The organism is Rhodovulum bhavnagarense (assembly GCF_004343505.1).
In the GTDB taxonomy this organism is placed as follows: domain Bacteria; phylum Pseudomonadota; class Alphaproteobacteria; order Rhodobacterales; family Rhodobacteraceae; genus Rhodovulum; species Rhodovulum bhavnagarense.
In genome coordinates this window covers 1-21,699 of the sequence record NZ_SLXU01000005.1, presented here as the reverse complement: position 1 = coordinate 21,699, position 21,699 = coordinate 1, and the positions used below count along the sequence as shown (strand labels likewise).

The window sequence follows — 21,699 nt, the reverse complement described above, 5'->3', positions numbered from 1 at the left end:
CTGGACCTTTGCCTAGGCCGCGAAGGGCGGGGCGTCAAGCGGGGGCGTGGACAGCGGGCGGGGGATCGGCTAACGCAAGGCCCATATTTCAGGAGGGCGGCGATGAGCGAGCGCAGGAACGGTCTGACCTATTCGCAAGCGGGTGTCGATATCGATGCGGGCAACGCATTGGTAGAGCGGATCAAACCTGCCGCGAAACGCACCGCGCGGCCGGGCGTGATGTCGGGTCTCGGAGGGTTTGGTGCCTTGTTCGATCTCAAGGCCGCGGGCTATGCCGATCCGGTGCTGGTCGCCGCGACCGACGGGGTCGGCACGAAGCTGCGCATCGCCATAGATACGGGCGAGGTGGGCGGTGTGGGAATCGACCTTGTTGCCATGTGCGTCAACGACCTGGTTTGCCAGGGGGCAGAGCCGCTGTTCTTTCTCGACTATTTCGCAACCGGAAAGTTGGCCGTGGACGAGGCCGCGCAGGTGGTCGAGGGTATCGCCGAAGGCTGTGTGCGGGCCGGCTGTGCGCTGATCGGTGGCGAGACGGCTGAAATGCCTGGCATGTATGGCGATGGCGATTTCGATCTGGCGGGGTTCGCCGTGGGCGCGATGGAGCGGGGCACCGAGCTGCCTGCCGGCGTGGCCGAGGGCGATGTACTCTTGGGGCTGGCCTCGGATGGGGTGCATTCCAACGGCTACTCGCTGGTGCGCAAGGTGGTGGAACGCGCGGGGCTGTCCTGGTCTAACCCTGCGCCTTTTGCCGATGGCTCTCTCGGCGCGGCATTGCTGACGCCCACGCGGCTTTACGTGAAACCTGCTTTGGCCGCGATCCGGTCTGGCGGGGTGCGGGCGCTGGCCCATATCACCGGCGGAGGGCTGACCGAGAACCTGCCCCGTGTCCTACCCGAGGGGCTGGGGGCCGAGATCGATCTTGATGCCTGGCACCTGCCGCTTGTGTTCGGCTGGATGTCGGAAGTGGCCGGGCTTGAGCACGGCGAGATGCTGAAAACCTTCAATGCCGGCATCGGCATGGTGCTGGTCGTGGCGCCCGACCGGGCCGAGGCTCTGGCCGGGCTGCTGCGCGCCGAAGGAGAAACGGTGTTCGATATCGGCCGGGTCGCGCCGGGGCAGGGGATCCGCTATCGCGGGAACCTGTCGTGAAGCGCGTCGCGATCCTGATCTCGGGGTCGGGCTCCAACATGGTGGCGCTGGCCGAAAGCATGGTGGGCGATCATCCGGCGAGGCCGGTTCTGGTGGTTTCGAACGTACCCGGCGCAGGCGGCCTTGAAAGGGCCGCGGCATTGGGGATTCCCACGGCGGTCGTCGATCACAAGCCGTTTGGACAGAATCGCGTGGCTTTCGAGGCGGCGTTGCAGCAAGAGCTGGAGCGGGCGCAACCCGATATTCTTTGCCTGGCGGGCTTCATGCGTGTTCTGACCGAGGGGTTCGTGACGGCGTGGCAAGGGCGGATGCTGAACATCCATCCATCGCTCTTGCCGAAGTATCGCGGGTTGAACACGCATGCCCGCGCGATCGAGGCGGGCGACGAACAGGCCGGGTGCAGCGTGCACGAGGTGACCGCGGAACTGGATGGCGGGCCGTTGCTGGGACAGGCGAGGGTGCCGATCCTGCCCGGCGACACGGCCCGGACGCTGGCCGAACGGGTCTTGCCCATGGAGCATCGGCTCTATCCCGAGGTGTTGCGCCGCTACGCGGCAGGCGACAGGACGCCGGTCATGCTGTCGTGAACGGCTGTGGCACGCGGTTGCGCCCGGCCCTGTCTGCGCGACGCTCCCCAGGCGTCTGAACTTCCCAAGCGGCCGCGCCGGGGCCTGTTTTCGCGCTGTCGCGCCGGTGTCAACGCCCCTTTCCAAGGCGATGCCGTTTCTTTATCACGGAGGCTTGCGGCAGGCAGGAACTGAAACGGGCAGACATGAGAACACTGAGCACGACAGAGGAACTGGACGCCTTTTGCGAGATGGCTGCCAAGGCGCCCTATGTGACGCTTGATACCGAATTCCTGCGCGAACGGACCTATTACGCCAAGCTTTGCCTGGTTCAGATGGCGCTTCCGGGGAAGGATGGCGAGGCCGTTCTGGTTGATCCGCTGGCGGGTGAGCTGTCGCTGGAGCCGCTTTATCGGCTTTTCCGCAACGCGAATGTCGTCAAGGTGTTCCACGCCGCGCGGCAGGACCTGGAGATTTTCTTTACCGAGGGCAAGGTCTTTCCCCAGCCCCTGTTCGACACGCAGGTTGCAGCGATGGTCTGCGGCTTCGGCGAACAGGTTGGATACGAAACACTGGTGCGAAAGATCGTCAAGGCCAACCTGGACAAGACCTCGCGCTTTACCGACTGGTCGCGCCGTCCCCTGACCGATGCCCAAAAAACCTACGCGTTGGCCGATGTGACGCATTTGCGCGGCATCTACGAATATCTTGCCACCGAGCTGGATCGTACCGGGCGTGCGAAATGGCTTGAGGAGGAACTGGCGGTTCTGACCGATCCCGAAACCTATATCGTGCGCCCCTCTGAGGCCTGGAAAAGGGTCAAAACGCGTACCAATTCGGGCAAGTTCCTCGCAGCCGTTCGCGAATTGGCCCGCTTTCGCGAGGCTTATGCACAGTCCCGCAACATTCCGCGGACCCGTGTCTTCAAGGATGACGCATTGCTGGAACTGGCCTCGACAAGGCCGCAAGGCCCCGAGGATCTGTCGCGCGCAAGGCTTTTGCTGCGCGAGGCGCGGCGAGGCGAGATTGCCGAGGGCATCGTCGCCGCGATCGGTGCCGCGCAGGATACCGCGCCCGAGGATTATCCCCAACCCGACCGCGACATTGACAAGTTGCAGGTTAACCCTGCGCTGGCAGACCTGCTGCGAGTGTTGTTGAAAGCAAAATCCGAAGAGACAGGCGTTGCGCAAAAGCTGATCGCCAATGCGGCGGATCTCGATGCCATTGCCGCAGGACGACGTGACGTCGTCGCCCTGCGGGGCTGGCGCCACGAGGTTTTCGGCGCGGATGCGTTGCGGTTGTGTTCGGGCGAGATCGCGCTGGCCGCGAAGGGCAATTCGGTGGCGGTCGTTTCACTCTGACCCTGCCCGCTGCGCGGGCGGGCCGCTCAGCGACGGACGGTCTGCTGATTCTGCGCGCCGCGAACGACTATGGTGCGGATCGGTCCGAGATCCTGGTCTGAAAGATAAAGACCCACCGTGATTTCGCGCGATTGTGGTGTGCCCGCGGCTGTTGCCGTCAGGGGGGCGGCGGCGCGGAATTCATAGATGGACAGCCCAGGCTCATCGTTGGGAATGGCGACCAGGCCGGCATCCCAATGGCCCTGCCGCGTTGGCAGACCGGTTGCTCTGAGGATCGCGCCGCCGGGGATGCGATCAACCGCAACGGCGCTCACCTGCGCGACAAGCGGACGGGGATCGCTGGATTGAGGGCTGGCGGTAACGGTTGTAGCCCTTGTTTCCTGGGCCTGTCCGAACCAGTTGAAGGGATTGAGGCGAGAGTCGCGCACGCCCGAACAGGCAGTAAGCGCAAGACTTGCGGTCAGAATGGCGATGAGCGGTGCGCGCATTTGGACTCCCCGGGATGTCTCACACCGGCCTAGCCCAATCGGAGGCTCTTGAAAAGGCTGGCCTGATGCCCGGTCTGGACCTTTCGCAAGCTGGGGCATAAGTGGAAAGGGACAAGATTGGAGGCTGGCCGATGGCAAGTGTTGCGTTCGAGGAGATCGTGGAAACCTTCGAATTCCTCGAAGATTGGGAAGACCGTTATCGCCATGTCATCGAACTGGGTCGCGCCATGGAGCCGCTGACTGAGGCCTTCAAGGTGCCGGCAACCAAGGTGGAGGGCTGCGCGAGCCAGGTCTGGCTGAGGCCCGAGATCGAGGGGGTGGGGGCCGGGGCGGTCTATCGGTTCAAGGGCGATAGCGATGCAATGATCGTGCGCGGGCTGATCGCGGTTTTGCAAGCGCTTTACGACGGGCTGGAGGTTGCCGAGGTGCTGAAGGTCGATGCCGGAGAGGAACTGGCGCGCCTGGGGCTGGACGAGCACCTGTCCTCGCAGCGGTCGAACGGGGTGCGGGCCATGGTCGCGCGCATCCGCGACCAGGCGGCGGCCTGCGTGGCCGGGCAATGACAGATCGGTGCGAATTTTCTACGAAAATTCGTTTTGGGTATTTGAACCAAGAAGAAGATCAGTCGCGCGGCGCGAGAAAGGCGGGCAGGTCGCCGTAGCCGGTGAGGCGGCGTTCGTAGGTCAATCCAAGGCGCGTTGCGCAATCCCTTGCGCGGGCGTTAAGCGCGCGATCGCGTGTTTGGGCGAGGTAGACCAGTTTCTCGTAATTTCCGAAATAGCTTTGCACCAGCTCGGGGCAGCGATCGAGCCCGAGCGGGCGCCAGACGAAGGCGTCGAATTGCCGGGCAAGGAAGTCGGTCAGGTAGAAGGCTGCGATTTCTTCGGGATGGGCGGCAAAGCGGTCGGCGCCCTCGTAAAATGCATAGCAGTGGGGGGCCGCGATCATCTCGACGCCGAGCGTTGCGCAGGTCTGCGCGAGTTTCCCGCCGGTGCCGCAATCCCCATAGGCCACGAGGACTGTGTCATAGGCGGTACGATGATGCCTCACGGCCTCTTCAACGCCGGGCACGATCCGCTCGGGGTGATTGTGCCAGATCGCGGGAAGGCAGGCCAGGTCGAGATGGCTCCAGCCGTTGAGGCGCTTAAGGGCAGTTATTTCATGCGCAAGCGCACCGCAGGCGATGACCAGGGTACGAGCATTGCCTGCGGCGGGCAGGCCGTTGCGGGCAAGGCGGCCATCAATCGGCACAATCATCGCCGCGGCAGCAGATGCAGGAGCGCGGCGCCGGCCAGGCTCAGCGGCAGGAGAAGGGCCGCCGCGTTACCGGGCAATGCAGCCGCAAGCATGACAGTCAGCGCAGCCGCCGCAATCACGCTTGTGACGATCGTTGCGAAACGGTGAAAGGGCATGGCTCGTCCTTCGTCGACCAGGGCTGGAGCCGGTAGGGCCCCCGCCCAAGAGCGATCAGCCTGCCGTCATTCGATTATGTTTTCGCGCGACGAAGGCCTTCGCGGTTTCCACGGCGACCGCGGCATCGCGGCAATAGGCATCCGCACCGATGGCGCGGCCGAATTCCTCGTTCAGGGGCGCGCCGCCCACCAGAACGATATAGTCATCACGGATGCCCTTTTCCGCCATCGTATCGATCACGATCTTCATGTAGGGCATGGTGGTGGTCAGAAGCGCGGACATGCCGAGGATATCGGGCTGTTCCTTTTCCAGCGCGCCTAGATATTCGTCGACATCCGTGTTGATACCCAGGTCGATCACGTCAAAACCGGCGCCCTCCATCATCATGGCGACGAGGTTCTTGCCGATATCGTGGATATCGCCCTTGACGGTGCCAATCACCATCTTGCCCATTCGCGGCGCACCGGTTTCGGCCAGCAGCGGTTTCAGGATCGCCATACCCGCCTTCATCGCGTTGGCGGCCTGGAGGACCTCGGGCACAAAGAGGATCCCATCACGGAAATCGTTGCCGACCACGGTCATGCCGCTGACCAGCGCCTCTGTCAGGATACGGTAGGGGGTCCAGCCGCGTTCCAGCAGGATGTTGACGCCTTCGGCAACCTCGTCCTTGAGGCCGTCATACAAATCGTCGCCCATTTGCGGGACAAGCTCGTCATCGGACAGGTCCGCAAGGATCAGGTCGTCGTCTTCCTCGGCCATCTTGGCTTTGCTCCGCTTCACCGGGCGCGTGGTTCGCGCCCCGATTGATCAAGTTTCGAACCTTTTCGTCCCGGTCACTTTACCGGGTGCGACATGGCATATTGCGCGTGCGACCTGGCGTTCAGCCACGGCGGCGGCGGCGTGGACGCGCCGGGGCGCCATCCTCGTCGCCGGTCCCGTCCCGGGCCGAGGAAAAGCCGCCCAGCTTGTCGGCGATTTCCTCAAGGCTGGGACGCGGGCCGGCGGGGCGGGTTTCCAATGCGCTGCGCATTGCCTTGAGATGGGCAGGCGTCGTACCGCAACAACCGCCGATGATCCGTGCACCGCAGTCGCGAGCCAGAACGGCATAGTCAGCCATCAGTTCGGGCGTGCCGTCGTAGTGGATATGTCCCTCGACATACCGGGGAATGCCGGCATTGCCCTTGGCGATGATCGGCCTCTCGGTGCCTGCCGCCGCGAAACCCAGCACGGTACGGAGCAGGTCCGAGGCACCGACACCGCAATTGGCACCGAATGCCAGTGGCGGATAGGGCAACTTGTCGACCATTTCCGCGAGGTCGGTTGCGGTGACGCCCATCATGGTACGTCCAGCGGTGTCAAAGCTCATCGTGCCGCACCAGGGCATGCCGGCGAGTTTCGCGGCCTCCGCGGCGGCCTTGAATTCCTCCGGGGCGCTGATCGTTTCGGCCCAAAGAACGTCCGCGCCGCCCGCTTTGAGGGCCTCGGCCTGTTCGTGAAAGATCTCGACCGCGGTGCTGTAGGATAGGGGGCCCATCGGTTCCATGATCTCGCCGGTCGGTCCCATCGAGCCGGCGACGACGACCTCGCGCCCCGCATTGTCGGCGACCTCTCGGCCAAGTTCCGCAGCCACGCGATTGAGTTCGCCCACCCGGCCTTGAGCGTCATGCAGTTTCAGACGTGACGCGTTTCCGCCGAAAGAATTGGTCAGGAAGATGTCAGAGCCCGACTCTACCGCGCCGCGATAGAGCGCGCGGATATTTTCGGGTTTGTCGACGTTCCACAATTCGGGGGCATCGCCCGAGCTGAGTCCCATGTTGAACAGGTTGGTGCCCGTCGCGCCGTCGGCCATCAGCCAGTCGCGGTCGGCCAGCATGCGGGATAGCGCGTCGCTCATCTGTAAACTCCTTTAGTGCCCGGTGCGGCGAACCGCCGGGCGGCATTACTGCGAAGGGGTGCCATGCCTGACCCACCTTCGCAAATGCGTTTTCGTCATAATGATCTTGAGGCCGGTCGCGAGGCGCCCGCCTCAGGATTCGCTCATGACCTGTTCCTTGGCCAGGGCCATCAGTTCCGCCATCTTGCTGCGGATCGTGGTCTCGTCGGCCTTGTCGCCCAGGTCGCCCGCCACCTTGCGGAACACGTCCTCGTCGCCGACCTCTTCGAAATCGGCCTTCACAACCTGCTTGGCATAATCGAGAGCGGCCTCTTCGGACATGCCCATCAGGTCAGCGGCCCAGAGGCCGAGCAACTTGTTACGCCGCGCCTCTGCCCTGAACTGAAGTTCAGAGTCGTGGGCGAACTTGTTTTCGAACGCGTTTTCGCGGTCGTCGAAGGTGGTCATCGGCCTTGGCCCTCCTTTAGTCCGGTTTCCCGTGCCATTTAAGGGAAGATGCGCGCCATGCCTAGCCTTGTTGCATCTAAATGCATCCTTGGCGCGCGGCATGGTGCGCGGTTCGGATCAGGGCAGGACCGGCGCGCGGAAGCGGGTCAGCCCACGTGCCTTGCGGCACCCCGCGCATTGCCCTAAAAGCGCATCCAGACCGCGCGGGGACTACCCCGCGCACCGGATCGGAGTTTCCATGGCACGGCGCAAGAAGATCTACGAGGGCAAGGCAAAGATTCTCTATGAGGGGCCGGAGCCCGGCACGCTGGTGCAGTATTTCAAGGATGATGCCACTGCGTTCAATGCCGAGAAGCATGACGTGATCGAGGGCAAGGGGGTGTTGAACAACCGCCTGTCCGAGTTCTTCATGACCGGTCTTAACACGATTGGCGTTCCGACCCATTTCATCAAGCGCATCAACATGCGCGAACAATTGATCCGCTCGGTCGAGATCATCCCTCTAGAGGTGGTCGTGCGTAACGTGGCTGCGGGCAGCATGTCAAAGAGGCTGGGGATCGAAGAGGGGACGCAATTGCCGCGTCCGATCATCGAGTTCTACTACAAGGACGATGCCTTGGGCGACCCGCTGGTCACCGAGGAACATGTTATCGCCTTTGGTTGGGCCAGCCAACAGGATCTGGACGACATCGTGGCGCTGGCGCTGCGGGTCAACGACTTTCTCTCGGGCGTGATGCTGGCGGTCGGCATCAAGCTGATTGATTTCAAGATCGAGATCGGTCGCATCTGGGAGGGTGATTTCATGCGCCTGATCGTTGCCGACGAGATTTCGCCCGATAGCTGCCGGCTGTGGGACATCAAGACAGGTCAAAAACTGGACAAGGACGTGTTTCGCCGTGACCTTGGCAATCTGACCGATGCCTATACCGAAGTGGCAAGGCGATTGGGGGTTTTGCCCTCCAACGTGACACATGCCACCAAGCCCACGCTGATCAACTGAAAGGACCGCCGCCGATGAAAGCCCGCGTTCATGTCATGCTGAAGGACGGCGTCCTGGACCCGCAGGGCCAGGCGGTGGCCCATGCTCTCGGGGCACTCGGATTCGAGGGGGTGGACGATGTACGCCAAGGCAAGGTGATCGATCTGGATCTTGCCGAGACCGACATCGCCGCCGCCGAGGCCAAGGTGCGCGAAATGTGCGAGAAGCTGCTCGCCAACACCGTGATCGAACGCTACGACATCGAGATCGGCTGAGCCGGACGCAGGAGTGACCCGATGAAAGCCGCCGTTCTCGTTTTTCCCGGTTCCAATTGCGACCGGGATCTTGCCGTCGCCTTCCGCAACGCGGGCGCGGATGTCACCATGGTCTGGCACAAGGACAGCGCGCTGCCCGAAGGCGTGGATGTTGTTGGCATTCCCGGAGGGTTTTCCTTTGGCGATTACCTGCGCTGCGGGGCGATTGCCGCCCGCTCGCCGATCTGCCGGGCCGTGGTCGAGCACGTGCATCGCGGCGGTTATGCGCTCGGGATATGCAACGGCTTTCAGGTTCTTACCGAAACCGGGCTGCTGCCCGGGGCGCTCATGCGCAACGCGGGCCTGAAATTCGTTTGCAAGCCCGTTGACTTGACGGTCAGCACCACCAACAGCATCTTTACCAGCGGCTATGAGATGGGACAGCGGATCACCATTCCCGTGGCCCATCATGACGGCAATTACGTGGCCCCCGACGACCTGGTTGCACGACTCAGGGACGAGGATCGCATCGCCTTTGGCTATTGCGACAACCCCAACGGTTCTGTGGCCGATATCGCGGGCATTCTGAGCGAAAACCGCCGTGTTCTTGGTCTGATGCCCCACCCGGAACGCGCCGCGGAACCGGCACATGGAAATACTGACGGGGCGGCGCTTTTCCGCGCGTTGATCGGCGCCTTGACGCCAGCCTGAGCCCTTCTGCTTGAGCAGGCCAGTGCCAGGGCTTACCTTGGCGTCATGGTTCGACGCGGTACATCCCCTGTCCGGTATGCGTGGCCACCCGGCAGGGGCTGGCCCCCGCGCCTTGCCTTGGTCCTGCTGCTCGCGATTGCCGTTGCGACCGTCTGGAATACCAATAACTGGTTGACCGAAAGGCTCACCGAAAGTACGCGCAACCGCGCGCAGGTCAGGCTTGCCCTGTATTCCGGGAACGTTGTCAGCGAGTTGCAGCGCGCATCCGTGGTGCCTTTGTTGCTGTCACGCGATCCCACGCTGATCGGCGCGCTTGGATCGGGCGATTTCAGTCAAAGCTCGCAACGTCTGATTTCCTATGTCGACGAGATCGGGGCGGCTTCGTTGCAACTTCTGGATAATGCCGGTCGGGTGGTGGCGGCCAGCGATCGGGCGAAAATCGGTGCGAACCTGCGCAGTTCTGGCGTGTTCGTCGAGGCGCAGCGGTCAAATGACACCGTATTCTTGATCTCGCGCACCGATGCGGGGGGGTTCACGTTCAGCTATGCGCGATCGATCAATGCAGACCGAAAAAAGCTGGGGGTCATCGTCGTAGGTGTTGACCTTGCCAAGTTCGAACAAAGCTGGGCCGGCATTTCAGACGCTATCCTCGTGACCGACAGTGAGGGTCAGATCATCCTGTCCACCGAGCCGCGCTGGCGGGGTCTGACCATTGCCGAGGCGCTGGTTGCACGCTCTGCGCCCTCGGCGATTGCCCGCGCGATCCAGGCGACAACCGACTGGGGCACGCTGCCGCCCGATGCCTACCTGATGGGCGAAGCGGTGATGCGTAACGACGCGCGCATTCCTTTTCGGGGCTGGCGGATCACGTCGTTTACCTCTTACGTTTCGATCCGCGACCGGGTGAACGCGGTTTTGGCGCTGGAAATCATGGGTTTCGCGATCCTTCTCGCGTTGAGCTTTTACCTGTTGTCGCGCCGGGCCCAGCTGCGTTCGGTCGTGTTTCAGCGCGAAACCGCTGAGTTGCGTCAACTCAACGCTCGATTGCAACGAGAGATCGCCGAACGCGAGCGGGCCGAGAAAAATCTCGAGGTTGCGGAACAGACCCTGGCGCAAAGCTCCAAGCTGGCGGCCTTGGGCGAGATGTCGGCCGCTGTCAGCCACGAGTTGAACCAGCCACTTGCAGCGATGAAGACCTACCTGGCCGGGGCGCGGCTATTGGTGCAGCGCCGCCGTCCCGAAGAGGCGCTGTCATCCTTTCAGCGGATCGACGACCTGATCGAGCGGATGGGCGCGATCACGCGACAATTGAAAAGCTATGCGCGCAAGGGCGGCGATGCGGTCGAACCCATGGACATGCGTGCCTGCGTCTCGGGGGCGTTGTCGATGATGGAGGCTCAGCTAAAACGTCATCGCGTCACGATCACGCGGTCCTTGCCGCGCGAGCCGGTCATGGTCATGGGCGACCGCATCCGGTTGGAACAGGTCATCATCAACCTGTTGCGCAATGCGCTGGATGCCACGCGCAACATTGCCGACCCGCAGATCGACATCATCCTTTCGGCGGGCGAGACCGCGACCATGACGGTGCGGGACAATGGCCAGGGTATCGAGGATATCGACCAATTGTTCGAGCCGTTCTACACCACCAAGGCGCCGGGCGATGGAGTGGGGCTAGGCCTGGCGATTTCCTCTGGGATCGTAAGCGATCTTGGCGGCAGGCTGACTGCGCGCAATGCGCGCGAGAGGGGCGCAGTCTTCGAGGTTCAGCTTCCGATACTGGAACAGGACATGGAAGCCACGGGATAACAATAAGCGGAGACAGCGTAACATGGCACAATCCATGAAGATCGCGATTGTCGATGACGAGCAGGACATGCGCCAGTCGATCAGCCAGTGGCTGGCACTGAGCGGATTTGACACCACAACCTTTGCTCGTGCCGAGGATGCGCTAAAGGAAATCGGCCCGGATTTCCCCGGCGTGGTGGTGACCGACATCAAAATGCCGGGTATGGACGGAATGGCCTTTCTCAAGCGTCTGATGGGGCAGGATTCAAGCCTGCCGGTGATTATGATCACCGGCCATGGAGACGTGCCCATGGCGGTGGAGGCCATGCGTATCGGGGCTTTCGATTTCCTGGAAAAACCGTTCAATCCCGACCGGATGACAGACTTGGCAAAGCGCGCGACGCGCACCCGGCGGCTTACGCTGGACAATCGCGCGCTGCGCCGCGAGTTGGCCAATGGTCCGGGAATGGTGCAAAAACTCATCGGGTCTTCTCCGATGATGGAGAGGTTGCGCGATGATATTCTCGATCTCGGACAGGCCGATGGCCATGTGCTGATTGACGGGGAAACCGGTACGGGCAAGACACTCGTGGCGCATGCGCTGCATGCGGTCGGCCCCCGTGCGGCGCGCAAGTTCGTTCAGATCGCCTGTGCCGCGCACGCCCCAGAGGCACTCGCCGCGCGTCTTTTCGGCCCGCCGCAGGAGGGCGGCGCGCTGCCCGCGGTCGAGGAAGCCCGCGGTGGCACGCTCTGCCTTGAAGACATCGAGGCATTGCCGGCCTCGCTTCAGGCCCGCCTGCTGACCTTTCTCAATGAACAGGGAAGTCCGGCCGAGACCCGCATCATCGCGGTTTCGAATCTGCAAGAACAGGATCGCACGGTCGAGGATGCGCTGCGTCCCGACCTGTTCTATCGCCTGGCGGCGATGCGCATTACCTTGCCACCGCTGCGGGTCCGGGGTGAGGATATACTGGCGCTGTTCACGCGATTATCGGATCAGTTCGCCGAGGAATACGGTTGCGACGCGCCCGATGTAACCGCGCAAGAGGCCGCGCAGCTGATGCAGGCGCCCTGGCCTGGCAATGTGCGCCAGCTTATCAATGTCGCCGAACGTGCGGTGCTGCAAAACCGCCGCGGCTCGGGCACCATCGCCAGCCTTTTGATGGCCGATAACGAGGCCACGCGCCCGGTGATGACCACCGAGGGAAAACCCCTCAAGGAATATGTCGAGGCGTTCGAGCGGATGCTGATCGACAACACGATGCGGCGCCACAAGGGGTCAATTGCGGCGGTCATGGAAGAGCTGTGCCTGCCGCGACGCACGCTGAACGAAAAGATGGCGAAATACGGGCTCTCGCGATCCGATTACCTGTGATTTTCCTGCAACAGGAAAAAGAGCATTGTATTTGCCGCGTCTTCCCCGCTAATGTCATCTGGTGGTCATGCGCGCCATTCGGCGCGCCCGCATATTAGAGATTCGCTGTTTTTCGCGCATTCCAGAGGCATGATCGTCCGGACCGTTGCGAAACAGACCGATCGGGCCCCCAGGGCCAACCGCATTCCCGGTGGGTAATGGCCTTTACCGGGGTCAAACCAGAGGATGTCGCACCTTTCGCGGCATCGGAGAAGAACCGCGATGGACAGCGCGAGGCATGACAGGCAGGGACGGGGCAGGCCAATGGCCGCCGCCCGCGCCCTTACCCCGCGCGTCCTAGCCCCAGCAAGACATCCACGATCGCGCGGCGCCCCGCCAGGGGGCGCCGCGCCGTGGTGCAAAGAGTTGAAATGGCAAAGAAAATGCTTATCGATGCCACCCATGCGGAAGAGACCCGCGTGGTTGTGGTGGACGGAAACAAGGTTGACGAGTTCGATTTCGAGTCGGTCAACAAACGCCAGCTCGCCGGCAATATCTACCTAGCCAAAGTCACCCGCGTGGAGCCCTCGCTCCAGGCGGCATTCGTCGAGTATGGCGGCAACCGGCACGGTTTCCTGGCGTTCTCGGAAATTCATCCCGATTATTACCAGATCCCGGTTGCCGACCGCGAGGCGCTGTTGGCCGAAGAACGCGCCTATGCCGAAGCGCTTGAAGAAGAGGAGCCGGCCGAGAGGGAAAAGGAAAAGCCGAAACGCTCTCGCTCGCGTTCACGCAGCCGCAAGAAACCCGAGTCGTCCAAGGGGGATCAGCCTGACTTGACCGATGACATGCCGCAGCCCGCGGATGCGGCCATTGCGTCGGACACCGCTGGCCATGACGCGGGCGCGGCCGATCAGGCGGATAATTCCGAACCGACCGAAACCGGCGGCATCTCCGAAGACGAGGACACGGCAAAGAATAGTCCCCCCACCACGATCGCTGCTGCCGCCAAGAGTGACGATCCGGTGGAAACGCGCGATCCATCCGTCAGTATCGCTGGAATGGATGTCGTAGACCTGGGCGCAGGCGACGATTCCGTGACGGTCGACGAGGCCGAGGGAATGACACTGGTCGAACCCGCCGGCGTTGGCGAAAGGCCCGATGCAGCGCCCCAGTCCGGTAATGAGGACGGGGACGAAAACGCGGACACCGCAGACGCGGCAGCACGCGATGACCAGATCGAATCGGTGGCCGATGAGGACGTGACCGAGGAAATCCGCCCTCGCAAACCGCGTCCGCGTCGCTACAAGATCCAGGAGGTCATCAAGGTCCGGCAGATCATGCTGGTCCAGGTCGTCAAGGAAGAGCGCGGCAACAAGGGCGCTGCGCTGACCACCTATCTCAGCCTCGCGGGCCGCTATTGCGTCCTGATGCCCAACACCGCGCGCGGCGGTGGCATTTCGCGCAAGATCACCAATGCCGCCGACCGCAAGAAGCTAAAGGAAATCGCGGCAGAGATGGACGTGCCCGAGGGCGCGGGCCTGATCATACGAACAGCAGGTGCGCAGCGCACCAAGTCCGAGATCAAGCGTGACTACGAATACCTGATGCGGCTTTGGGAACAGATCCGCGAATTGACGCTGAAATCGATCGCGCCTGCACCGATCTACGAGGAAGGCGACCTGATAAAGCGGTCGATCCGCGATCTCTATTCGCGCGAGATCGACGAGGTGCTGGTCGAGGGCGAGGCTGGTTATCGTGTGGCCAAGGACTTCATGAAGATGATCATGCCGTCCCATGCCAAGAACGTGAAGCACTACACCGAGGCGATGCCGCTCTTTGCGCGGTTCCAGGTGGAAAGCTACCTGTCTTCGATGTTCAACCCGACCGTCCAGCTGAAATCGGGCGGCTACATCGTGATCGGCGTGACCGAGGCTCTGGTGGCGATCGACGTGAACTCGGGCCGGGCGACCAAGGAAGGCTCGATCGAGGAAACCGCGCTCAAGACCAACCTGGAGGCCGCCGAAGAGGTGGCGCGCCAGTTGCGGCTGCGCGACCTTGCCGGGCTGATCGTCATCGATTTCATCGACATGGAAGAGCGCAAGAATAACGCCGCCGTCGAGAAGCGCCTCAAAGAAAAGCTGAAAAATGACCGCGCGCGCATCCAGGTCGGGCGCATCTCGGGCTTTGGCCTTTTGGAAATGTCGCGCCAGCGCCTGCGCCCCGGCATGATCGAGGCCACGACCCAGCCTTGTCCACATTGCCATGGCACCGGGCTGATCCGTTCCGATGACAGTCTGGCACTGTCGATCCTGCGCCAGATCGAGGAAGAGGGCGTTCGCGGCCGGTCCAAAGAGGTGTTGGTCAAGGTGCCAGTGAGCATCGCCAATTACTTGATGAACCAGAAACGCGAGCATATCGCGCAGATCGAGGCTCGCTATGGCATCTCGGTTCGGATCGAGGCGGATGCCTTCCTGATCCCGCCGGATTTCAACATCGAGCGTTTCAAGACCGCAACCCGGCCCGTCCCCGACATGGCCGCGCCGGTGATTTCTGTCGACACGTCTGAATTGCCCGAAGCGGTTGCCGAGGAAGAAGACGTTGACGCCGCCGATGCCGAGAGCGAGACCGATAAATCCGGTGGAGCAAAGTCAAAGAAACGTCGCCGCCGCAGTCGTCGGAAAAAGAAACCGGGCACGGGCGACGATAGCGGAAACGGCGCAGATACGCGTGAGGAGGCAGTCACCGACGAGGCAACGGTCCAAGAGGCTGATTCTGCTTCTCGCGATGCCGAACCGGCCGAGGCCGAGCCTGGTATTGAAATTTCCGCGCAAGATACGCCGGACTTGCAGAACGAGCCTGAAAAGGTCGTTTCCGCCCCGGCCGAGGCGCCCATAGCCGAAGCCGAAGCAGAATCCGACCTGGCAGCTCGTCCTGCGCCAGAGGCATCATCCGAAGCTGTTGCCGCCCCTCAGCCCGCGCCCGAACCGGCGCCTGCGAGCGATACGCGGTTACAGCCTGCACCCGATCCCAGCCCGGCCGGCAGTGCCGCGGCGGATGAGGACGATGACAAGCCCAAGAAACGCGGCTGGTGGTCGCTGGGCCGTTAACGGTCTGGATGCTCGTCTTTCGCGAATGTCACGGGGGTGCGGCGCACGATGAAAACGTGCGCCGCACCGTGTTCTTGTGTTTCGACAAGGATATGCCCGGCCGCGATGCAGAAATGCGGAATATCCACTACTGCGACCGGATCATCCGTCATCAGCTGCACGGTTGCGCCGGGCGCTATCTGGCGCAGCGCCTTTTGCAAACGCAGAACCGGTAGCGGACAGCGCAGGCCGCGCGCGTCGATTTCAATGGTCTCGTTCATGCGCGCTGGGGTAGGGCGGGCGCGTCCCCCTGTCCACGGTTTTGTGAGACTTGGCCGCGTGACGAACAGTCCCGGCTAGGCTATGCCGGGGCCAGACAGGAGGGGCGATGTTCGGAATCGAGTTGATCGACGCGGGGCTCTTGCCCGGTATGTTCGTGGCGCTGGCTGCGGGGCTCTTGAGTTTTCTCAGCCCTTGCGTCCTGCCCATCGTGCCGCCCTATCTGGCCTATATGGGCGGGATTTCCATGGGCGATCTCACCTCTGCCTCGGGAGCAAGACGCCGTGCGGTGTTTTCGGCGCTGTTCTTCGTGCTGGGGTTGTCGACGGTCTTCTTGTTGCTGGGGTTCACCGCCTCGGCTTTCGGCGCGTTCTTCTTGCAGAACCAGGTTCTTTTCGGCCGGATCGCCGGTTTGGTGGTGATCGGGTTCGGTCTGCATTTTCTTGGGGTGTTCCGTATCCCGATCCTCGATCGAGAGGCGCGGCTTGACGCGGGCGACCGGGGGGGGTCGGCTCTTGGCGCCTACCTTCTGGGGTTGGCCTTTGCCTTTGGCTGGACGCCGTGCATCGGCCCGCAACTGGGCGCGATCCTGTCACTTGCCGCATCCGAGGCGAACCTCGCGCGCGGGACAATCCTTTTGGCGGTCTATGCCGCGGGGCTGGGAATACCGTTCTTGATGGCGGCGATTTTCATCCAGCGCGCGATGGGTGTCATGAACCGGCTGAAACGGCATATGGGCCTGATTGAAAAGGTCATGGGCGGCCTGCTGATCGCGGTTGGCCTTGCGCTTGTCACCGGGGCGTTCAGCGTCTTGTCCTATTGGCTGCTTGAGACATTTCCGACACTGGCCATGCTTGGCTGAGCGGCCTAACCTGCCCGCGGCTGGACGAAACCGGGGGCGCAATGTCAGATGATCCTAAGCGGGTGCGGCATCGTCGGGTGTTCTACATCCCCGGTTATGATCCATTTCATCCGCGACGTTACCGCGAACTTTATCGCAAGGAGGCCGCCGCGCAATCGGCGGTTTCAGGGCATGATATCGCCCTGAGTGCCAAGCGCGGTGGCGGGCCTTATGGATGGCATGTCAACGCCAGGATAGAAGGGCAGGAGGTCGATACCGAGGTCGAGGTTCTGATCTGGGCCGATCTGGTGCGCGACTCGATGGGCCGTTCTATCCTTGCCACCTATTTTCAGCTGCTCAGGACGGCGGCGATCTATATAGGTTCCGGCGCCATTTTCAGGCTGGCGCGGCTGCGAAAAGGGCCGACGATCGCGGCTCTTTATCCGATTGTCTTCCTGCTGGCACAACTTTGCCTTGCGCTGTTGATCGCGCGTGGTCTTGGCGCGGTGCTTGGGGCGACGGGCGTGCCGTTCATAGGCTGGCTGGGGCTGGTCGCGATCTGGCCCGTGCTGACATGGTTCCGGTCACGTGACAACAAGGTCTTTGCCTATTACCTGATGCATGATTATGCTCATTCGGCGCGCCATGGTGGCGCCTATCCCCCAGATCTTGCGCGGCGGTTGAGGGAGTTCGGCGAGCGGGTGGCGGATGCGGCCGCTGGTGGGGCCGACGAGGTGCTGATCGTGGGGCATTCCTCGGGTGCGCATCTGGGTGTGTCCGTCCTGGCCGATCTTGTCCGCGCAGGTCGGTTGCCCGCTGACGGTCCGGCGGTGGGGTTACTGTCGCTAGGTCAGGTGGTGCCGATGATCAGTTTCCTGCCGCGTGCGCGCCGGCTGAGGGCTGACCTCGCGTTGATGGCCGCGCAGGACCGGGTTGCCTGGGTTGATGTAACCGGGCCGGGCGATGGCTGTGCCTTTGCGCTATGCGATCCGGTGGCGGTATCGGGGGTCGCGCCCGAAGGCCAGAAATGGCCGCTGATCGTTTCGGCGGCCTTTAGCAGGACGCTGTCGCCCACGCGGTGGCGCGCGCTACGCTGGCGCTTTTTCAGGCTGCATTTCCAGTATCTATGCGCCTTCGACCTTCCCGGGGATTATGACTATTTCCGCATTACCGCCGGTCCGCAAACGCTTGCCGCTCGCTTTGCCGGGCGCACCCCGTCGCCAAGTCGTATCACCCGTCCGCTGAGTGGCTTTACCTCTATGGAGTACCCATGACCCTGCCGCCCAAGCCCGCGATACGTCCGCAAAAGGTTTCGCTGATCGGCTATGTCCGCCGGTTTCGGCGCGATATCCTCTCGGCACAGCCGGCCCGGCTTTATCGCGCCAGAATGGCAGAATTTCGCACGCCTTTCTTTCGGTCCTATCTCGTCAACCAGCCTGACCTGGTCAGGACGGTTCTCATCGAACGTCCGATGGATTTTCCAAAGTCGGACCGGGTGGGGGCGGGTCTGCGCCCGCTTCTGGGTGACTCGGTCTTTCTGACCAATGGCGAGACCTGGCTGCGCCAGCGTCGCATCATCGACCCGGCATTCGAGGGCGGACGATTGCGCGACACCTTTCCGGCGATGGTCGCAGCGGGACACGCGGCGGTGAACCGACTGAACGAAGGTATCACCGAGATCGAGGCCGAGGCCAGCCATGCCGCCGCCGACGTGATCTTTCGCACGCTGTTTTCCATCCCGATCGAAGACGAGGTTGCCGCCGCCGCCTTTACCCAGTTCCGCGCCTACCAGCGCAGCCAGCCCTTGTTGAACCTTGCGGCCTTCGTTCAGGGGCCACCCTGGATGCCAAGGCTGCACCGGGCGCGCACGCGCAAGACAGCGCGCGCGATCCGGGGGCTGATCCTGCAACTGACCGAGGCGCGCCGGGCAGAAATCGCGGCCGGAACCGCGCCAGATGACCTTGCAACAAAGATCATGACGACTGCCGATCCTGTGACGGGCAAGACCTTTGACGCGCAAGAGATGGTCGACCAGGTGGCGATTTTTTTTCTCGCCGGGCACGAAACCTCGGCCTCGTCATTGGCCTGGGCACTATACCTCTTGGCTCTTTACCCAGAGATTCAGGATCGGGTTGCTGCAGAGGTTGCACAGTTTCCTGACAATCCCGATTTCGCGGACCTCAAGAAGCTGTCATTCGTGCGCGACGTATTCCGCGAAGCCCTTCGTCTATACCCACCTGTGCCGATGATGGTGCGTGAGACCACGAAAAAAGAACGCTTTCGTGACCGCGACATCGAGAAGGGCGCGCAAATCGTTCTAAGCCCTTGGCATTTGCATCGGCATGAACGGATCTGGGATCGACCCGATGCGTTCGATCCTGACCGGTTCCAGACTGAAAACGGCAGGTCGGGGTTGCGCGAGGCGTTCATCCCGTTTTCCGAGGGCCCACGCGTTTGTTCCGGCGCGGGCTTTGCCATGGTCGAGGGGCCGCTTTTCATCGCGATGCTGGTCAAGGCCTTCCGCTTCGAACGGCTGGAGGGGTGCGACCCGGTGCCGGTGGCGCATCTGACCGTCCGTTCTAAAGACGGGATCTGGCTGAGGCTGCGCCCGCGCTAGGATCTGGGCCAAGACTTTTCGAAAAGCCTTGGCAAAATTCTCCCAAGAATTTTGCGCCCCAGATCTGCCTAACACACCACCCGCACCGGCGCGTTGTTGCAGAAGATCACGATCTGCCCGGAATTCTCGATGGCATGATATCCCCGACGGCGCAGTTCGGTTTCGAAGGCCTCCCAACCGATCAGCCGCTCGACATCGCGCAGCTTGCGGCGGACGATGCCGCCCTCACGCGCGGATTTCGATGAAAAGATCTGGCCCATCCAGATCTCGGGCGTCATGTGATCGGGAAGCCGGGTCATGCCCCGATCCTGCCGCAAACGTGTTAATGCGGCATTACCGCCGGAAATGGCGCAAAACGAAAAGCCGGATCGCCGAGGCCAGCCCCATTTCGATCCCCCGCGCCTCGTCGATCTCTGCGGCTAGCGCGTTGATCGGCTTGCCTTCCGTCTCGGCGATCTCGCGGAAGGCATCCCAGAACTCATCCTCCAGCGAAACGCTGGTGCGATGCCCGCGCAGGGTGAGCGAGCGTTTGACCGGCCGCCCGCTCATTCGTTCCCGCGCCTGTGCGCATCCAGTTGGCTGCGCGCACGGGTGGCATCCGCCTCTTCCCGCGCGCGCTGCGCCTTGGTGCGGCCATGCTTGGCGGCGTTTTCATCCCCCTTGGCGCGCTTTTCGGCGCGGGCGCGGGCCTTGCGGGCGGCGCGCAGGTTGACGACGCCGCCGGCCATCAGTCCTTGGGTCCGATCATCTGCTCGGGGCGGACCACACGGTCGAAGGTCGCCTCGTCCACGAAGCCCAGGTTGACCGCCTCTTCGCGCAGGGTCGTGCCGTTCTTGTGCGCGGTCTTGGCGACCTTGGTGGCGTTATCATAGCCGATTTCGGGGGCAAGCGCGGTGACCAGCATCAGGCTTTCGGTCATCAGCCTCTCGATCCGGGCCTCGTTGGCCTTGATGCCGTTGAGCATCCGTTCGGTGAAGCTGTCGGCCGCATCCCCTAGAAGCTGGATCGATTGCAAGAGGTTGTAAGCCATCATCGGGTTGTAGACGTTCAGCTCGAAATGGCCTTGAGAACCTGCGAACTTGATCGCCGCATCATTGCCCATCACATGGGCGGCGACCTGGGTCAGTGCCTCGGCCTGGGTGGGATTGACCTTGCCAGGCATGATGGAACTGCCCGGTTCGTTCTCGGGCAGGATCAATTCGCCCAGACCCGAGCGGGGACCCGACCCTAGGAACCGGATGTCGTTGGCGATCTTGTAGCACGACCCCGCCACCGTCGCGAGCGCGCCCGACAGGAACACCATCGCGTCATGGGCGGCCAGCGCCTCGAACTTGTTGGGCGCGGTGACGAAGGGCAGGCCGGTGATGCGCGCCATGTTGGCCGCGACCGCCTCGCCCCAGCCCTTTTTCGTATTCAGCCCGGTTCCGACGGCTGTGCCGCCCTGCGCCAGTTCGTAGATGCCGGGCATTGCCGCGTTTACCCGCGTGATCCCCTGCCGGATCTGCTGGGCATAGCCCGAGAATTCCTGCCCCAGCGTCAGGGGCGTGGCGTCCTGGGTGTGGGTGCGGCCGATCTTGATGATGTCCTTGAATTCGTCGGACTTCGCCTCCAGCCCTGCGAGCAGCTTTTCTAGCCCCGGCAGCAGCACGTCGCGCACGCTCATCGCCGTGGCGATATGCATCGCGGTGGGAAAGGTGTCGTTCGAGGACTGCCCCATGTTACAATGATCGTTCGGGTGTACCGGATCTTTTGACCCGATGGTGCCGCCCAGGATCTCGATCGCGCGGTTGGCGATCACCTCGTTGGCGTTCATGTTCGACTGGGTGCCCGACCCGGTCTGCCAGACGACCAGCGGGAAATTCTCGTCGAACCGGCCCGCGATCACCTCGGAGGCCGCCTGTACGATGGCCTTTCCCCGCGTCTCGTCCAGCGTGCCGAGCTTCATGTTCGCCTCGGCGCAGGCCTGTTTGACGACGCCAAGCGCGCGCACGATGGCTGTGGGCTGTTTTTCCCATCCGATCGGAAAATTCATCAGGCTGCGTTGGGTCTGGGCGCCCCAATACTTGTCGGCGGGCACCTCCAGCGGGCCAAAGCTGTCGGTCTCGGTGCGGGTGGCGGTCATCGGGGGTCCTCACTCTTTTCCGTCTTGCCCCCGCTATACTGGCGCCACCATGCGTTGACAATTGGACGCGGTCGGATCTGGTCAACCATGGACAGGCACAGGGCGGGGTCGAGATCGCAAAGCCCATGGATACCCCGCCTTGGCCATCTCGCGGGCTGAACGATGAGGAGCACGTGCTCAAATCTCATGCCGGTCGTGGAGAGCCCTCAATCGTTTGTTACCCGCCAGGAATGCAACAAGGTCGCGCTCCAGTGGACCTGCACCGGTTCTGTTCCGGTCAGGTGCTCATGTTAGGCGGCCCTCTGTTCGAAGGCCACGGGTGATTTCCAGCCGAGGGCTGAGTGTTT

Annotated in this window: 24 protein-coding genes; 13 read left to right on the top strand and 11 right to left on the bottom strand. The window is 62.7% G+C overall.

Annotated elements, in window-relative coordinates; genetic code table 11:
• The first annotated feature begins 102 nt into the window (after positions 1-102).
• The 3 genes from purM to rnd all read left to right on the top strand — a co-directional run bounded on the left by purM (position 103) and on the right by rnd (position 3,076).
• On the top strand, positions 103-1,149 hold the full coding sequence (gene purM / locus EV663_RS07070) for a phosphoribosylformylglycinamidine cyclo-ligase (protein WP_132951097.1): 1,047 nt from the start codon (positions 103-105) through the stop codon (positions 1,147-1,149).
• The gene (purN, locus tag EV663_RS07065; RefSeq protein ID WP_132951096.1) at positions 1,146-1,736 is read left to right on the top strand and encodes a phosphoribosylglycinamide formyltransferase; all 591 of its coding nucleotides are present in this window, start codon (positions 1,146-1,148) and stop codon (positions 1,734-1,736) included. The genes purM and purN overlap by 4 nt, the downstream gene beginning before the upstream one ends.
• 185 nt (positions 1,737-1,921) lie before the next feature.
• Positions 1,922-3,076, top strand: coding sequence for a ribonuclease D (gene rnd / locus EV663_RS07060; RefSeq protein WP_132951095.1), 1,155 nt, complete (start codon positions 1,922-1,924; stop codon positions 3,074-3,076).
• A 26-nt stretch (positions 3,077-3,102) separates the two neighbouring features.
• Here rnd and EV663_RS07055 read toward each other — a convergent pair whose 3' ends face one another.
• The gene (locus EV663_RS07055) at positions 3,103-3,564 is read right to left on the bottom strand and encodes a hypothetical protein (RefSeq protein WP_132951094.1); all 462 of its coding nucleotides are present in this window, start codon (positions 3,562-3,564) and stop codon (positions 3,103-3,105) included.
• Positions 3,565-3,695: 131 nt separating this feature from the next.
• Here EV663_RS07055 and EV663_RS07050 point away from each other — a divergent pair, with 131 nt between their 5' ends.
• A complete protein-coding gene (locus EV663_RS07050; protein ID WP_132951093.1) occupies positions 3,696-4,127 on the top strand; it encodes a SufE family protein in 432 nt (143 codons plus the stop codon).
• A gap of 58 nt (positions 4,128-4,185) precedes the next feature.
• Here the strand turns inward: EV663_RS07050 and EV663_RS07045 are convergent, their stop codons facing one another.
• From EV663_RS07045 to EV663_RS07030, 5 genes are all read right to left on the bottom strand, one after another.
• Complete coding sequence (locus tag EV663_RS07045; protein ID WP_132951092.1) at positions 4,186-4,821, bottom strand: DUF1638 domain-containing protein; 636 nt, start codon at positions 4,819-4,821, stop codon at positions 4,186-4,188.
• Positions 4,818-4,976 (bottom strand): hypothetical protein, encoded by a 159-nt coding sequence (locus EV663_RS15590; protein ID WP_165910150.1) that lies wholly within the window; start codon positions 4,974-4,976, stop codon positions 4,818-4,820. Before EV663_RS15590 ends, EV663_RS07045 begins: the two co-directional genes overlap by 4 nt.
• A 55-nt stretch (positions 4,977-5,031) precedes the next feature.
• Complete coding sequence (locus EV663_RS07040) at positions 5,032-5,736, bottom strand: corrinoid protein (RefSeq protein ID WP_132951091.1); 705 nt, start codon at positions 5,734-5,736, stop codon at positions 5,032-5,034.
• A 121-nt stretch (positions 5,737-5,857) separates the two neighbouring features.
• Complete coding sequence (bmt, locus tag EV663_RS07035) at positions 5,858-6,871, bottom strand: betaine--homocysteine S-methyltransferase (protein WP_132951090.1); 1,014 nt, start codon at positions 6,869-6,871, stop codon at positions 5,858-5,860.
• A 132-nt stretch (positions 6,872-7,003) separates the two neighbouring features.
• Positions 7,004-7,318: a DUF1476 domain-containing protein gene (locus tag EV663_RS07030; RefSeq protein ID WP_132951089.1), complete on the bottom strand. Its 315-nt coding sequence runs from the start codon at positions 7,316-7,318 to the stop codon at positions 7,004-7,006.
• A gap of 238 nt (positions 7,319-7,556) precedes the next feature.
• On the opposite strand from EV663_RS07030, the gene purC reads away from it, so the two are divergent.
• The 6 genes from purC (at position 7,557) to EV663_RS07000 (ending at position 15,514) form a co-directional block, all read left to right on the top strand.
• Positions 7,557-8,318: a phosphoribosylaminoimidazolesuccinocarboxamide synthase gene (gene purC / locus EV663_RS07025; RefSeq protein WP_132951088.1), complete on the top strand. Its 762-nt coding sequence runs from the start codon at positions 7,557-7,559 to the stop codon at positions 8,316-8,318.
• Positions 8,319-8,332: 14 nt separating this feature from the next.
• Positions 8,333-8,572: a phosphoribosylformylglycinamidine synthase subunit PurS gene (gene purS, locus EV663_RS07020; protein WP_132951087.1), complete on the top strand. Its 240-nt coding sequence runs from the start codon at positions 8,333-8,335 to the stop codon at positions 8,570-8,572.
• 21 nt (positions 8,573-8,593) lie between these two features.
• The gene (gene purQ / locus EV663_RS07015; protein WP_132951086.1) at positions 8,594-9,262 is read left to right on the top strand and encodes a phosphoribosylformylglycinamidine synthase subunit PurQ; all 669 of its coding nucleotides are present in this window, start codon (positions 8,594-8,596) and stop codon (positions 9,260-9,262) included.
• Positions 9,263-9,307: 45 nt separating this feature from the next.
• On the top strand, positions 9,308-11,071 hold the full coding sequence (locus tag EV663_RS07010; RefSeq protein ID WP_132951085.1) for a sensor histidine kinase: 1,764 nt from the start codon (positions 9,308-9,310) through the stop codon (positions 11,069-11,071).
• Positions 11,072-11,093: 22 nt separating this feature from the next.
• Positions 11,094-12,425 (top strand): sigma-54-dependent transcriptional regulator, encoded by a 1,332-nt coding sequence (locus EV663_RS07005; RefSeq protein ID WP_132951084.1) that lies wholly within the window; start codon positions 11,094-11,096, stop codon positions 12,423-12,425.
• 410 nt (positions 12,426-12,835) lie between these two features.
• Positions 12,836-15,514: an Rne/Rng family ribonuclease gene (locus EV663_RS07000; protein ID WP_132951083.1), complete on the top strand. Its 2,679-nt coding sequence runs from the start codon at positions 12,836-12,838 to the stop codon at positions 15,512-15,514.
• Here the strand turns inward: EV663_RS07000 and EV663_RS06995 are convergent.
• The gene (locus tag EV663_RS06995) at positions 15,511-15,774 is read right to left on the bottom strand and encodes a sulfurtransferase TusA family protein (RefSeq protein ID WP_132951082.1); all 264 of its coding nucleotides are present in this window, start codon (positions 15,772-15,774) and stop codon (positions 15,511-15,513) included. The two genes, EV663_RS07000 and EV663_RS06995, sit on opposite strands and share 4 nt — an antisense overlap.
• Positions 15,775-15,881: 107 nt before the next feature.
• Here EV663_RS06995 and EV663_RS06990 point away from each other — a divergent pair, with 107 nt between their 5' ends.
• The 3 genes from EV663_RS06990 to EV663_RS06980 are packed head-to-tail and all read left to right on the top strand — an operon-like array spanning position 15,882 to position 19,230.
• Entirely contained in the window at positions 15,882-16,634 is a 753-nt protein-coding gene (locus tag EV663_RS06990) for a cytochrome c biogenesis CcdA family protein (RefSeq protein WP_132951081.1), read from the top strand.
• A gap of 41 nt (positions 16,635-16,675) precedes the next feature.
• On the top strand, positions 16,676-17,887 hold the full coding sequence (locus EV663_RS06985) for a hypothetical protein (protein WP_132951080.1): 1,212 nt from the start codon (positions 16,676-16,678) through the stop codon (positions 17,885-17,887).
• Positions 17,884-19,230: a cytochrome P450 gene (locus EV663_RS06980; protein ID WP_132951079.1), complete on the top strand. Its 1,347-nt coding sequence runs from the start codon at positions 17,884-17,886 to the stop codon at positions 19,228-19,230. Before EV663_RS06985 ends, EV663_RS06980 begins: the two co-directional genes overlap by 4 nt.
• Positions 19,231-19,298: 68 nt before the next feature.
• On the opposite strand, the gene EV663_RS06975 is transcribed toward EV663_RS06980, so the two are convergent.
• Genes EV663_RS06975 through fumC form a run of 4 tightly spaced genes read right to left on the bottom strand, consistent with a single transcriptional unit; the run spans position 19,299 to position 21,352 of the window.
• Complete coding sequence (locus tag EV663_RS06975) at positions 19,299-19,529, bottom strand: N-(5'-phosphoribosyl)anthranilate isomerase (protein WP_132951078.1); 231 nt, start codon at positions 19,527-19,529, stop codon at positions 19,299-19,301.
• A 34-nt stretch (positions 19,530-19,563) separates the two neighbouring features.
• The gene (locus EV663_RS06970; RefSeq protein ID WP_132951077.1) at positions 19,564-19,779 is read right to left on the bottom strand and encodes a ribbon-helix-helix domain-containing protein; all 216 of its coding nucleotides are present in this window, start codon (positions 19,777-19,779) and stop codon (positions 19,564-19,566) included.
• A complete protein-coding gene (locus EV663_RS06965) occupies positions 19,776-19,958 on the bottom strand; it encodes a DUF4169 family protein (RefSeq protein WP_132951076.1) in 183 nt (60 codons plus the stop codon). Before EV663_RS06965 ends, EV663_RS06970 begins: the two co-directional genes overlap by 4 nt.
• On the bottom strand, positions 19,958-21,352 hold the full coding sequence (gene fumC / locus EV663_RS06960) for a class II fumarate hydratase (RefSeq protein ID WP_132951075.1): 1,395 nt from the start codon (positions 21,350-21,352) through the stop codon (positions 19,958-19,960). The genes EV663_RS06965 and fumC overlap by 1 nt, the downstream gene beginning before the upstream one ends.
• Positions 21,353-21,699: the final 347 nt, after the last annotated feature.